This window comes from Lonepinella sp. BR2271 (assembly GCF_051851515.1).
Classification (GTDB): Bacteria; Pseudomonadota; Gammaproteobacteria; order Enterobacterales; family Pasteurellaceae; genus Lonepinella.
Map to the genome: position 1 here is coordinate 32600 of NZ_JBPDVF010000012.1, position 14042 is coordinate 46641.

Annotated in this window: 14 protein-coding genes; 4 read left to right on the forward strand and 10 right to left on the reverse strand. The window is 39.3% G+C overall.

Annotated elements, in window-relative coordinates; genetic code table 11:
* Positions 1–11: 11 nt before the first annotated feature.
* The 7 genes from ppnN to ftnA (ACTG7X_RS09570) form a co-directional block, all read right to left on the reverse strand.
* Entirely contained in the window at positions 12–1364 is a 1353-nt protein-coding gene (gene ppnN, locus ACTG7X_RS09540) for a nucleotide 5'-monophosphate nucleosidase PpnN (RefSeq protein ID WP_439258238.1), read from the reverse strand.
* 1 nt (position 1365) lies between these two features.
* Positions 1366–2205, reverse strand: coding sequence for an NADPH-dependent 7-cyano-7-deazaguanine reductase QueF (queF, locus tag ACTG7X_RS09545; protein ID WP_439258239.1), 840 nt, complete (start codon positions 2203–2205; stop codon positions 1366–1368).
* Positions 2205–2528 (reverse strand): HI1450 family dsDNA-mimic protein, encoded by a 324-nt coding sequence (locus ACTG7X_RS09550; protein ID WP_439241553.1) that lies wholly within the window; start codon positions 2526–2528, stop codon positions 2205–2207. Before ACTG7X_RS09550 ends, queF begins: the two co-directional genes overlap by 1 nt.
* 84 nt (positions 2529–2612) lie before the next feature.
* A complete protein-coding gene (gene uspE / locus ACTG7X_RS09555; RefSeq protein ID WP_439258260.1) occupies positions 2613–3539 on the reverse strand; it encodes a universal stress protein UspE in 927 nt (308 codons plus the stop codon).
* 145 nt (positions 3540–3684) lie between these two features.
* A complete protein-coding gene (locus tag ACTG7X_RS09560) occupies positions 3685–4455 on the reverse strand; it encodes an FNR family transcription factor (RefSeq protein WP_439241557.1) in 771 nt (256 codons plus the stop codon).
* Between the two features lie 296 nt (positions 4456–4751).
* Entirely contained in the window at positions 4752–5240 is a 489-nt protein-coding gene (gene ftnA, locus ACTG7X_RS09565) for a non-heme ferritin (RefSeq protein WP_439258240.1), read from the reverse strand.
* Between the two features lie 12 nt (positions 5241–5252).
* On the reverse strand, positions 5253–5741 hold the full coding sequence (gene ftnA, locus ACTG7X_RS09570; RefSeq protein WP_439241561.1) for a non-heme ferritin: 489 nt from the start codon (positions 5739–5741) through the stop codon (positions 5253–5255).
* Positions 5742–6100: 359 nt separating this feature from the next.
* On the opposite strand from ftnA (ACTG7X_RS09570), the gene rplY reads away from it, so the two are divergent.
* A complete protein-coding gene (rplY, locus tag ACTG7X_RS09575; RefSeq protein WP_439241563.1) occupies positions 6101–6388 on the forward strand; it encodes a 50S ribosomal protein L25 in 288 nt (95 codons plus the stop codon).
* A 92-nt stretch (positions 6389–6480) separates the two neighbouring features.
* Complete coding sequence (gene dapB / locus ACTG7X_RS09580) at positions 6481–7293, forward strand: 4-hydroxy-tetrahydrodipicolinate reductase (protein WP_439258241.1); 813 nt, start codon at positions 6481–6483, stop codon at positions 7291–7293.
* A gap of 58 nt (positions 7294–7351) precedes the next feature.
* Here the strand turns inward: dapB and tdeA are convergent, their stop codons facing one another.
* From tdeA to ACTG7X_RS09595, 3 genes are all read right to left on the reverse strand, one after another.
* Positions 7352–8725 carry a toxin/drug exporter TdeA gene (gene tdeA / locus ACTG7X_RS09585; protein WP_439258242.1) on the reverse strand — a complete coding sequence of 458 codons (1374 nt, stop codon included), beginning with the start codon at positions 8723–8725 and terminating at the stop codon, positions 7352–7354.
* A gap of 156 nt (positions 8726–8881) precedes the next feature.
* Positions 8882–10816 carry a MacB family efflux pump subunit gene (locus tag ACTG7X_RS09590; protein WP_439241571.1) on the reverse strand — a complete coding sequence of 645 codons (1935 nt, stop codon included), beginning with the start codon at positions 10814–10816 and terminating at the stop codon, positions 8882–8884.
* A 27-nt stretch (positions 10817–10843) separates the two neighbouring features.
* Positions 10844–12007 (reverse strand): efflux RND transporter periplasmic adaptor subunit, encoded by a 1164-nt coding sequence (locus ACTG7X_RS09595; RefSeq protein WP_439258243.1) that lies wholly within the window; start codon positions 12005–12007, stop codon positions 10844–10846.
* A gap of 194 nt (positions 12008–12201) precedes the next feature.
* Here ACTG7X_RS09595 and glnS point away from each other — a divergent pair, with 194 nt between their 5' ends.
* Entirely contained in the window at positions 12202–13866 is a 1665-nt protein-coding gene (gene glnS, locus ACTG7X_RS09600) for a glutamine--tRNA ligase (protein WP_439258244.1), read from the forward strand.
* Positions 13867–14013 (forward strand): hypothetical protein, encoded by a 147-nt coding sequence (locus ACTG7X_RS09605; protein WP_439258245.1) that lies wholly within the window; start codon positions 13867–13869, stop codon positions 14011–14013.
* Positions 14014–14042 lie beyond the last annotated feature (29 nt).

The following is a 14042-nucleotide window of genomic DNA, read 5'->3' on the forward strand; positions in this document are numbered from 1 at the left end:
TTTTAGGTTTCCTATTGAATAATTTCATAACAAGGTTCGTAGGCATCACCCGTCGGTAATTTCATGCGGTGTTGCACAATAAAGTCCTGTAAGAGTTGATCGATTTTATTCATCAGTTGTTGATCGCCCCGTAGTTGGAATTTCCCTAAACTGGCAATCTTATCTTGGGTTTCCGCTTTAATATTACCTGCCACAATGCCTGAAAAAGCACGGCGTAAATTGGCCACTAATTCCACCGCACTTTGGTTTAAATGGAGGTTAAGATTCGCCATATTTTCATGGGTCGGCACGAAAGGCTGTTGGAATGCCTCGTCAATTTCCAGTGACCAATTAAAGCTGTAACTATCGCCTTTTTCAAAGCGTTGTTGTTGAATTTGGGTCATGGCGGCTTTCATGTGACGTGACACCGTCACAGGGTCATCAATAATAATTTGATACAGCGATTGTGCCTGTTCGCCTAAGGTGTCTTTGACAAAGCGATCAATGGCCTCAAAATACCCTTGGCTTTCTTTTGGCCCTGTGAGAATTAACGGCAAGGTTTGTGCTTGATTTTTCGGATTAAGTTTTATGCCTAAAATAAACATAAATTCTTCAAAAGTACCAGGGCCACCAGCGAAAATAATAATACCATGTCCCATGCGCACAAACGCCTCGAGGCGTTTTTCAATATCGGGCATGATAATCAATTCATTGACAATCGGATTCGGCGGCTCGGAGGCGATAATGGACGGTTCAGTAATGCCAATAAAGCGACTGTTTTTATAGCGTTGGTTGGCATGGCCAATTGCTGCGCCTTTCATTGGGGCCTCCATAACACCCGTGCCGCAACCCGTGATAATATTCAGCTCACGTAAGCCCAATTCTGTACCAACGGCACGGCAGTATTGATATTCCACCTCGCTAATGGAATGACCGCCCCAACAGACTACTAAATTCGGTTTTTCGCCTACTATCAAGGCTTTGGCATTGCGTAGAATACTAAACACCAAATTGGTGGTTTGCTCGCTAGTTAAATCTGTCTTTGAAATCATGCTGTTAACAAATAAAATATCACGTAACACGGCAAAGGAATGATATTGAATATTGCGAACCATCACGTCATCCACAAACGCCGTTTCAGGCGGGTGATGTAATTCAAGGGCAATGCCACGTTCCCTTGCGACTAAATTAATATCGAAATTATCATATTTGGCTAATAATGCTCGGCTATCGTCTGTTACCGCACCAGAATTTAACACCGCCAGAGTACAATTACGATAAAGTTGATAGAGTGGCGATCCTGCTTGTTTGGTGAGTTGGCAAACTTCAATATGGGAAAGCTGATCCATGCTGCCTTTCGGATTAATATAATACACTTGATTCATCTTATTGTCTGGCTAATCGTTGGTTAAGGGGAATCGGTTCAAAGTTAGAACGGAATGGATTAATATCTAAACCGCCACGACGGGTATAGCGTGCATACACCGTTAATTTTTCTGGTTGAGCATAACGCATTAAGTCAGTGAAAATCCGTTCGACACATTGTTCATGAAATTCATTATGTTGACGGAATGAGATGAAATAGCGTAATAATTTTTCTCGGTCAATTTGTTTGCCCACATAATGAATTTGTACGGAGCCCCAGTCCGGTTGACTGGTAATTAAGCAATTCGATTTAAGTAAATGGCTGACTAAGGTTTCTTCCACCGGTAAATTGTGGGTGCAATTTTGTAAGTAATCCGCATTAAACGCATAATCAGTGATTTCAATATCTTGATCATCAATACATTCGCCAGTAAAATCCGCAATCTTTTGCTGTCTGTAAAATTCGAGAGAATTTAACCGCACGTTGACATCACCGTTAGCGCATTGTGCTAAATCCTGTTGAATGGTTTGTTGTACCTGTTCAAAAGAATCAAATTTCGTTTGGTTAAAGCTGTTTAAGTAGAGTTTAAAACTTTTCGATTCAATTAAATTTAATGATCGGTAATCAATTTCCACGTCCGCAATGGCGACTTGTGGCAAGCCTTTTGGGTTGAGCCATGAAATTTCATAGGCCGTCCAAATATCTGCCCCCAATGTAAAGGGCTGCTGTTCCGTTATGCCAAGGCTATCACGGTTCAGTGAACGTGGCACAGGTTGCAGTAAAGTGCGGTCATAAATGGCACAATATTCTGTTTTTTGCCCGAGTTTTAACGCTTTTAAGCTGTCCTGATGGTCGTACATTATTTCTTCCAGATAATATGATATTCACGTTCATCTTCGTGATGTGAAATTAAAAATTTAGCAAATACGTCGTCCATGATGTCTTGCTCATTAACAAGACCCACCCATACTTCGACATATTCAGTTGGGTCAATTAGCACGCCAATTTCTTGCTCCCAATCTTCAGCGGTTTCCACCACTTCCACACCGCCTCGTTCTTCAAATTGCAGATTGAACAACAGAATATCGGCAGGATCTAAATTTTCACCGGCCATTTCAAGGAAAATATCATAGGCAATATCAATCGCCGTATCGGGATCCAGTTTTTTTATCGTTTCAGTCATATATGATTACGTTTGGGAAGTTTTAAAATAAAAAAGTGCGGTGATTTTCACCGCACTTTTGCTCTGTTTCGTGCCAGTGATGGATTAGGCTTTTTTACTTGGCTTAATGGCCAATAAATTACATTTTAATTTGCTAATCACATGTTCTGCCGTGTTGCCGAGGAGAGCAGCGGATAATCCCGTACGCCCCACGGTGCCTAAAATCACTAACTCCGCCTCAATGTCTTTGGCCACTTGCGGAATAATTTCTTCAGGGAATCCCTCATACACATGCGTATGATCTTCTGCAATGCCAAAATGCTGACGGAGGGCTTTCATATTAATTAAATGTTGGCCACGTACACCGTTGACGTATTCACTGGAATGAAATTCGGGTAAATCAATCGCCATGTTCATTGGGGTTGGCGGATAAGCCGCCACCAAATGCACATTGCCACGTTCCAACTGATCGGCTAAATCCATGCTGAGGGACACCAATTCTTTGTTGAAAATATCATGGTATTCTTCATCACCAGACACATTCACCGCCACTAAAATACGGCGTTGATGTTTCCAGTCGCCATCACGCACCATTAATAATGGGGTTGGGCATTTACGCAATAATTGCCAATCCATTGGCGTCACAAAGAGGGAAGTTAAACTTTCTTCTTCTTTGGTATATTTAATCACTAAATCATAATGATGATTGTCGATTTCTTCTACAATGGCCTCTGATTCATTGCTTGACCATACCACACGAGAGTGGAAGTTGATCATCGGATCGGCGTATTTTTCTAAATAAGGCAATACATCTTTTTGACGTTGTGTCACCACGGTTTGGTGCATTTCTTCCCGTTCTTCGGAAGATAGCAACGCAGACATTTCATAAGACAGATCATAGACGGGCAGAAAAACCGTGATGTTGACGGGCGTGTCACTTTTTTGTTCTTTGACCAAACGAACAGCACGTGCAAGACCGTATTGTTTTTCATTTTCTGGGTTAAGAATAACGAGAATATTATTGAATTTCATCATAACCTCCATGGAGATGTTGCAGTTCAGTTTTATTCAATTTTGAATACAACTAGCATAGTGCGGATTGCATAAAATAACAAGCAACAGTCTTTAAAAATGTGATCTAGCCGACAAATTTTATGTGATTTATGCACCGCACTTTTTATTCAAATGCAATCTTGGTGCGGTGAATACCCGCAATTTCGGTTAATTCTGGCAAACTGTTAATGGTAATATATTTGCCTTGCACCGCTAACACGCCGAGTTTTTGGAAACGCCCCAATAAACGGCTAATGGTTTCTACGGTTAAACCAAGATAATTACCAATATCGCCACGGGTCATGGTTAAACGAAATTCTCTGGGTGAAAAACCTCGAGCAGAGTAGCGTTTGGATAAATTGTAAATAAACGCCGCTAAACGTTCTTCCGCATTCATTTTGGATAACAACAAAATCATTTCTTGATCGCTTTTGATTTCGCTACTCATTAATCGCATAATTTGTTGGCGTAATTTCGGTAATTTGCCTGAAAGGTCGTTTAAAATATCAAAGGGAATTTCACACACCATGGCGGTTTCCAAGGCCTGAGCATAGCTTGGATGTTTCATATTCATAATGGCATCAAAGCCGACCAAATCACCGGGTAAATGAAAAGAGGTAATTTGCTCCTCGCCCGCCTCATTAATAGTGTAAGATTTAATGGTGCCAGAACGAATCGCATACAGGGAAACCAATTCATCTCCCGCTTTAAATAACAGGTGTGATTTTTGGATCGGTTTTTTTCGCTCGATAATATTATCGAGCTGATCTAATTCATGAGCATTCAGGGTAAAAGGAATACATAATTGGCTAATACTGCAATCTTGGCAGTGAATCGCACAGCCACCAGATTGGATACGACGAGTCATGCGTGGTTCAGATGATAAAATACTCATTATGCCTCAAAATTTATGATAAAATTGATCTAACTCAAAAATAATAGCATTAAAATGCAAAATTAAGAAGTAGAAAATGAAAAAAGGCCTTGAAAAAGAAATGAAAAAAGGGAAATTATGCCAGCAGAAAAATTAACCAAAAAACGTCTTATTCAAATTATCATTATGTTTGTGATTCTTCTTGTGGCGTTTGGTTATAAGACCTACCAGTATTATCATTAATTAGATATTAAAAACGAATAATCATAAAAAAAGCTGATGAAATCTTCATCAGCTTTGATCGATTTATGCGCAGATTAATTTAATGTCGCAAGATCTTTATCAATCATGAAAATAGATTTACCGTCTTCCCCTAAGATATTAAATTTATCGAGGATACTACCGAATAATTTTTCTTCTTCGTGTTGTTCTGCCACATACCATTGTAAGAAATTGAATGCAGAATAGTCTTTAGCCTCAAAGGTCGCACCCACTAATTCATTAATTTTACTGGTAATGAATTTTTCATGGGCGAACGTTAATTCAATGACTTCGCGTAATGATGTATATTCGTGAGCCACTTCTTCGATCGCAGAAATTTGTGCGCCTGCACCGGTTTCATTTAAATAAGTGAACAATTTACGCATATGTTCCATTTCTTCAGCCGCATGTTCACGTAAGAATTTGGCCGCACCGACATAACCTTTTTGATCACACCACGCACTCATTTGTAAATAAAGATTAGAAGAATAAAATTCCAAATTCATTTGTGCATTTAATAATTCAACGATTTTTTTTGCTAACATGATGTTGTCCTCTTATTCTAATGTGGATAATTCTTTATCAATTAAGTAAATGGCTTTACCGTCATTGCCTAAAATATCAAATTTATCAATGACGCCACTGAATAAGGTTTCTTCTTCGTGCTGTTCTGCCACATACCATTGTAAAAAGTTGAAAGTCGAGTAGTCTTTTGTGGCAAAAGTGACTTCGACTAATTCATTAATTTTCGCTGTCACGTGTTTTTCGTGTTCAAAGGCGATTTCTAATACTTCACGTAATGACGCATATTCGGTACGTGGTGCCTCAATTTTGCCTAAAATTGGCAAGCCACCGGTTTCGCTAACATAATCGAATAATTTTTGCATATGTTCCATTTCTTCATCCGCATGACCGATAAAGAATTTGGCGGCACCTTCGTAACCATGGTTTGCACACCAAGCACTCATTTGTAAATAGGTGTTTGATGAAAAGAATTCTAAATTGATTTGTTCATTCAATTTAGTAGTAATTGCTTGGTTTAACATTTTTTGTTTCCTCGTAAAAAAATAAAGTGGAATAAATCCAACGGCTGCTATTATAACCATCTAAATGAGAATTGCAATATTTATTTAAATATAAGTGATTAATTTAAAAGGAAAAATCAATAACAACTATTATCATTTAGAATAACTTAACAATTTCTTTACATAAACAAGTTTGGAAATAATTCGCATTTTTTAACCGCACTTTTATTTTGCTCGAAAAGAAAGTTGTCAGAACATTTGATTTATCTCATAAATTCACTATAATACGCTTTCTCAAAATGACTTTTGAGCAAATTATGGGAAATCGTTGGGTCGCCTGCGGTTTCTGTTTTTAAACAATCTTACAAGAGAACATGAAAATGGCATTTAAATTTAACGCTGAAGTTCGTCAAACGCAAGGTACGGGTGCGAGCCGCCGTCTGCGTCACAACGGTCAAATCCCTGCAATCGTTTATGGTGGCAGCGAAGCACCGGTTTCAATCATCTTAAACCATGATGAATTAAACAACGCACAAGCACATGAGAGTTTCTATTCTGACGTGATTACGTTGGTGATTGGTGGTAAAGAAGTGGCTGTTAAAGTACAAGCTATGCAACGTCACCCATTTAAACCAAAATTAGCGCATATCGATTTCAAACGTGTATAATTTTTAGTTTGTTTGTTGAAAAACACCAATAATCCCTGATTGTTGGTGTTTTTTTTATTATAATGAAAAAAATTAAACATAAGGAACAGAATATGACATTAAAAATCGGTATTGTGGGTGCGGGCGGACGCATGGGGCGTCAATTAATTCAGGCGGTACATTCTGCCAGTGGCGTAGAATTAGGGGCGGCTTTTGAACGCTCAGGATCATCTTTAATTGGGGCAGATGCTGGCGAATTAGCGGGTATCGGTGCGTTAGGCATTAAAGTGGAAGAAAAATTGGAAAATCAAGCGGATCAATTTGACGTGTTGATTGATTTTACTCGCCCTGAAGGTACATTGGAACATTTAAAATTCTGCGTAGCTCATCATAAAAATATGATTATCGGTACCACGGGTTTTGATGAGGCAGGTAAACAACAGATTCAACAGGCCGCTGAAAAAATTGGCATTGTATTTGCCTCAAATTATAGTGTTGGCGTAAATTTAGTATTTAAATTGCTAGAAAAAGCCGCCAAAGTGATGGGGGATTATTGCGATATTGAGATTATTGAGGCCCATCACCGTCATAAAGTAGATGCTCCATCAGGCACGGCGTTATCCATGGGTGAACATATTGCCAAAACCCTTGGTCGTGATTTGAAAACCCATGGGGTATTTTGCCGTGATGGTATTATTGGTGAACGTAAAGCGGATGAAATTGGTTTTTCCACCATTCGTGCCAGTGATGTCGTGGGGGAGCATACCGTGTGGTTTGCGGATATTGGTGAACGAGTGGAAATTTCTCATAAAGCCTCAAGTCGCATGACCTTTGCCAATGGGGCAGTGCGTGCGGCGAAATGGATTGAAAACCAATCTTCTGGCTTATTTGATATGACCGATGTGTTGGATTTGAATAATTTGTAGTTTACCCTCACCCTAACCCTCTCCCAAAGGGAGAGGGAATTTTTTAGGGGAAGATCTTTTATTTTGCGGAATAATATCCACCCATTGCACTATAAATGGCATTTTCGTTTTGAAGTACCGCATATTTTGCATTTAAGATAGCCACTTGAGAGGCTTTCTCGGTATTCGCCGCAGTTAACCATTCTCTTAACTCTGATACGCCAGCGTTATAACGATTTTGATAGTATTTGGTAATCCGTTGATCATAATCGTATTTTTTCTTCAAATTGGTATAATTTTGTTGCGATTGGGTATAAGCAAAATAGTTAGTATCAATTTCATTCAATGCCGTGGTAATGCCCTGTTCATAGGTTACACGAGCTGACTCATAAGCTGCCTCGGAAATTTTGACATTCCATTTTACGTGGTTCCAATCTAAGAACGGTAAGCTAATACCTAACGCACCGGCTGCAATAGGATTGCTTAAGGCGGATCCCACTGTGGTGGCACTAGAGGACAAGGTGCCACTCAAACTAAGCGTTGGGAACCAAGATTTTTGGGTCGCTTTAGCATCTTTAAATGCACTGCTTAAACGGAATAAATTGCCTTTTACATCTGGACGATTCGCAATAGTCGATACCGGTACATTTAAATTCACGCCAGCGGTTTTCACATTTAAAATATGTGGGAAGTTAATATTTAACGCTTGATCTGGTTTTAAATTCAATAAATTACGTAACGTTTGTTCTGCAGTTTTACGTTGAGTCTGGTACGCAATTAAACTGTTCCGAGCTGACAAAACTGCTTGTTGTGCTTGGTCGGTACTGGCACGGTCGGCCACACCTTGTGCTAAACGGTTTTGCATAATGTTGTTGATTTGTCCGTAGTAGCTAATCGTGTCGTTGGTGGCTGAAATCGCATCATTGAGATAAGCAAGTTGATAATAGGTCACCACAACAGAGTTAATTAACGATAAACGTGTTGCCTCTAAATCTTGTTGCGTAGCTTTGTAGGTCCATTCGCCGGCATCGGCTGCATCGGCTAAACGACGCCATAAATCTAAAGTATAACTTACGCCCAATGAGCCACCATGGCTAATGGTTGAATTGGCATGGGTATCGGTACGACGACTGGCAGAAGAACTGGCAGAACCATTAAAACTTGGCACTAAATCTGCCCCCAATAAATTGGCTTGGTAAAGAGCTGAGTTGACGGAAATAGCGGCTTTGGCTAAATCTTTATTATTTAATAAGGCTTGTTCAACCACTTGGTTTAATTGTGCATCATTGTACAATGTCCACCAGTTTTCTTTGATGTTGTATTGTTGAGTAAGCTGTTCATATTGTTGATAGTCTTGTTGGCTAGTTTGGTAACTATCTTCAATATTGCTTGCACAGCCAACTAAGGCTGTCGATAAAATCACAGTGAAAGCGATTTTGTTTAGTTTTAACATATTTTGTCCTTTAATATAATCGTTGGGACGTATTGCATACCCCCAAAACAGATCGAGCAATAGGGCGTATGCAATACGCCCCTACATCAAATTGTAATAAATGAACGTTCGTTCATTTTGACTTGCTTATTCTAACAGAAAAATAAAAATTTTCTACTATTCTCTCGCCAAAGCATTAATCGGATTTAACTGTGACGCATTTTTCGCTGGCATATAACCGAATACCACACCAATCAACGTGGAGCAGAGTACCGCAGAAATAATCGAGAAACTGGAAAATACCATGGTGAAATCCGTCATAAACAGATTAAAAATGGTACCAAATAACACCGATAATACAATGCCAGTCAGCCCACCAATTAAACAAATTAAGATCGCCTCAATCAAAAACTGTTGCAAAATATTGGCTTGTCTGGCACCGATTGCCATGCGAACCCCAATTTCTTTGGTGCGTTCAGTGACGGAAACTAACATAATATTCATCACACCAATGCCGCCGACCACTAAGGAAATCAACGCAATAGAGGAAATTAACAACGTCATGGTATTGGTGGTGGCTTCAATAGTTTGTTTAATGGTATCGGTATTCATCACGAAAAAGTCTTTTTTACCATGGCGAACTTGTAATAAATTAGTTAAGCCTTTTTCTGCCACCGTAGAATTGACATCATCACGAATTTTTACCGTAATGCTATCAATTTTTTGATTGCCTGAAATTTTATTCATGGCCGTCGTGTAGGGAAGATAAAGTTTCAAACTACTACTACTTCCACCCATATTATTGTTTGATTTAGCTACGCCAATGACTTTCAACGGCTTTTTATTCACCATTAAAATTTCGCCGAGTGGATCTTTATTGGGGAAAATTTGATTCACCGTATTATCATCAATCACCACCACATTTTCATTATTTTTCACCTCATCTGCGGTGAAAATTTTACCATTTTCAGTGGTTAACCCTTTCACATTAAAATATTGTTCGCCTACACCATATACTTGTGCAGTAAAACTTTGGCTACCATAAGTTAGCGTACCACTGACCGAACTATTTGGGGTGGAACTTTCAATATAACTTTGTTTGGCCAAAATATCGCTGTCATTGACGGTTAAATTCTGGTTTTTATCAGCGTGTCGATCACCAAAGCCGGTACCGTTAAAAATATCCATAGTATTGGTTCCCATGGAATTAATATTGGCCAGAATTTTTTGCTGAGAACCGTTACCTAAGGCCACCACACAAACCACCGACGTGATCCCAATAATAATCCCCAACATGGTTAATAGGGAACGCATTTTATGTGCCACAATAGCTTTGACCGACATGCGGAATGATTCCATAAATTGATCTTTATAGAAACTAAATGCGTTTTTATTGATTTTGGGCGTGGTGTCTTTGTGGGCAATTAAATCACTTTTGCGAGTATCTTCAATAATCCGACCATCTTTAATTTCAATCACTCGATTAGCAAATTCCGCCACATTTTTGTCATGGGTCACCAAAATAATGGTATGCCCCTCGCCGTGGAGTTGAGTTAAAATCTCCATCACAGTTTCGCCACTTTTGCTGTCTAATGCCCCTGTGGGTTCATCCGCTAAAATAATTTCCCCACCGTTCATCAAGGCTCGAGCAATACTCACACGTTGCTGTTGACCGCCTGAAAGTTGGCTCGGTTTATTTTCTAATTTATCGCCTAAGCCTAATTTATCCAGCAAACTCCCTGCACGAGCTAAACGAGTTTGTTGATCGACGCCGGCATAAATTGCTGGAAGAGCCACATTTTCCACCGCACTTAAGGTGGAAAGCAAATTATAACGTTGGAAAATAAAGCCAAATTTTTGCTGACGTAAATCAGAAAGTTGGTCACGATTTAAATGACTAACTTCTTGGTTGTCAATTTTATAAGATCCAGACGTCGCCGTATCCAAACAACCAATAATATTCATCAGGGTGGATTTACCTGAACCCGATTGTCCAATAATGGCAATAAAATCGCCTTTTTTAATATCTAGATCAATGTCTTTTAAAATCTGCGTACGGTTTTCGCCCTCACCAAAAAATTTGGTAATGCCTTTGATTTCAATAATATTCATAAAATTATCTCTTTTTACACCGCAGTTTTAAAATATTCTTGGGCCACGATTGCTATTGCCCACGGTTTCACCCTCAGCTACTTGTGAAGTGATGACTTTATCGCCTTCATTTAAACCCGATAAGATTTGCGTATTCACATCGTCATTTAAACCAATGGTCACGTCACGTTTTTCCACTTGTTTATTCTCGTTTAACACATTGACATACACGTTATTACCGTCTTTTTGTAAACTTGTGGTCGGCACTAATAAGGCATCTTTCACATCGGCAATGGTAATGGTATTTTGCGTGGTCATCCCAATACGTAATTTGCCCTCTGGGTTATCCACTACCACATTTGCATAGTAATACACCGCATTAGTATCCGTGACATCTTCGGTATAACCGTTATCGGTTAAGGTCGTCATGGCTGGATCCACGGAATTAATTTCCGCATGATATTTCGTATTCGGATCGGAGAGCGTGGTAAACTCAATGGGCATGCCTTGTTTCACTTTGGTAATATCGCCCTCGGAAATTTCAGGCTTAATCAGCATTTTGCTTAAATCTGCCACTTGTACGATAGTCGGCGTAGTTTGATTGGCGTTCACGGTTTGTCCAACGGAAACCGGAATCGAAATCACCGTACCGTTTAACGGAGAAACAATTTTGGTATAACCTAAATTGGTTTGAGCCGTACTCACTTCAATTTCCGATTGTTTAATCGAGGCTTCCACGCTTTCAATATCGGCTTCGGCACTAGATAGGGTATTTTTCGCCGTATTCACATCATCTAGGGTGGCAGAATTTTGTTTGTATAACTTCGACATCCGATTATAAGCAGACAATGCCACATCATAAGCGGTTTTCTTGGCTTTTAACTGTGCTTGATAAGAAGAAAGTTGTGCTTGAGCCGTGTTCAGGCTGTTAATTTGGGTTTTGGAATCAATTTCCGCAATTAAATCGCCCTCTTTCACCTCTTGCCCTAAGCTCACGTGAATTTTCTCAATTTTTCCTGAAACCTGTGCACCCACTTCTACACGGTTATAGCTCCGCACTGTGCCACTGGCAATCACTGATTTTTGCAAATTGCCACGGCTTACCGTTTCGGTTAAATAGGTGACTTGTGATCCTTGATCGGCTTTAAAATAAAACCAAGCTGCTGCACCCAAAGCAAGGATAATGACCGCAATTAATAATTTTTTCATCATAATATGTCCGATAATAAATAAAAGTAATAGAAGTATAAAGGATAAATCTTAATAAATCCTTAAGTATGATTGATAGATTGCATTTTTAGGAAAAAGTTGCAGGAAAAATTTCAAAGATTTTGTCCGCACTTTGTAATCTGACCGCAAACCGTGTAGAATAACCCCAATTTTTTAACCGTTTAACTTTTAATGATATGACAGCAGAAAATATTGAAACAAACGAAACTCGTCCGACGAACTTTATTCGTCAAATTATTGATGAAGATTTAGCGTCCGGTAAACATAGCAATGTTTACACGCGTTTTCCACCTGAACCCAATGGCTATTTACATATTGGCCACGCCAAATCTATTTGCTTGAATTTTGGTATTGCACAGGATTATCAAGGTAAATGTAACTTGCGTTTTGATGACACTAACCCAACCAAAGAAGATGTGGAATATGTGGACAGTATTAAGCAAGATGTGGAATGGCTCGGTTTCCATTGGGAGGGTGAACCGCATTATGCGTCAGATTATTTCGATCAGCTTTATGGTTATGCTATTGAATTAATTGAAAAAGGTTTAGCCTATGTAGATGAACTTTCACCGGAACAAATGCGTGAATATCGTGGTACTTTAACCGAAGCAGGTAAAAACAGCCCATATCGTGATCGTCCGATTGAAGAAAATTTAGCCTTATTTGAAAAAATGAAAAACGGCGAAGTAGCCGAGGGCAAAATGAGCTTACGAGCCAAAATTGATATGAGTTCGCCATTTATGGTGATGCGTGACCCTGTGATTTATCGGGTGAAATTCGCGAGTCACCATCAAACAGGGGATAAATGGTGCATTTACCCAATGTACGATTTCACCCATTGTATTTCTGATGCCATTGAACGCATTACTCACTCAATTTGTACCTTGGAATTTCAAGACAACCGCCGTTTATATGATTGGGTATTGGAGCATATTTCTATTGAACGTCCATTGCCACATCAATATGAATTTTCTCGTTTAAATTTAGAGGGAACCTTAACTTCTAAACGTAAATTATTAAAATTAGTGGAAGAAAAAGCCGTAGATGGTTGGAATGATCCACGTATGCCAACGATTTCAGGCTTACGCCGTCGGGGTTATACGCCAGCTGCTTTGCGTGAATTTTGTCGCCGAATTGGGGTGACCAAACAAGATAACGTGGTGGAATTTTCGGCGTTAGAAAGCTGTATTCGTGATGATTTAAATACCAATGCACCACGAGCCATGGCCGTGATTAATCCGTTAAAAATTGTGATTGAAAACTTAAAAAATTCGGAAATTTTAACCGCACCTAATCATCCAAATCGAGATGAATTAGGCACAAGAGAATTGCCGTTTACTCAAGAGCTTTATATCGATCAAGCAGATTTCCGTGAAGAAGCCAATAAACAATATAAACGTTTGGTATTGGGCAAAGAAGTGCGTTTACGTAATGCTTATGTGATTAAAGCCGAACGGGTGGAAAAAGATGCGGACGGCAATGTGACTTGTGTATATTGTTCTTACGACCCTGAAACCCTTGGTAAAAATCCTGCGGACGGTCGCAAAGTGAAAGGCGTGATTCATTGGGTGTCAGCTACGGAAAATAACCCAGCGGAATTTCGTCAATATAGCCGTTTATTTGATATGCAAAACCCTGGGGCAGAAGAGGATATTATTGCCGCTATTAACCCAAATTCGTTGGTGGTAAAACAAGGTTTTGTAGAAAAATCTTTAGTCAATGCGAAAGCGGAACAAGCCTATCAATTTGAACGTGAAGGCTATTATTGTGCGGATAACAAAGACAGCCGTGCAGATCATTTAGTGTTTAATCTCACCGTGAGTTTAAAAGAAGGATTTTAAATGAAAAAATTAGTGTTAGTCATGTTGACAGCTTGTGTGTTAGTCGCCTGTTCCCAACCGAAAGATATTTATTTCAATGGGGCAGAGGGATCACATTCTGGTATTAAATATGATAAAAGTAGTGAATCCTTTGGGCTAAATCCTTAGTCCCTCACCCTAACCCTCTCCCAAAGGGA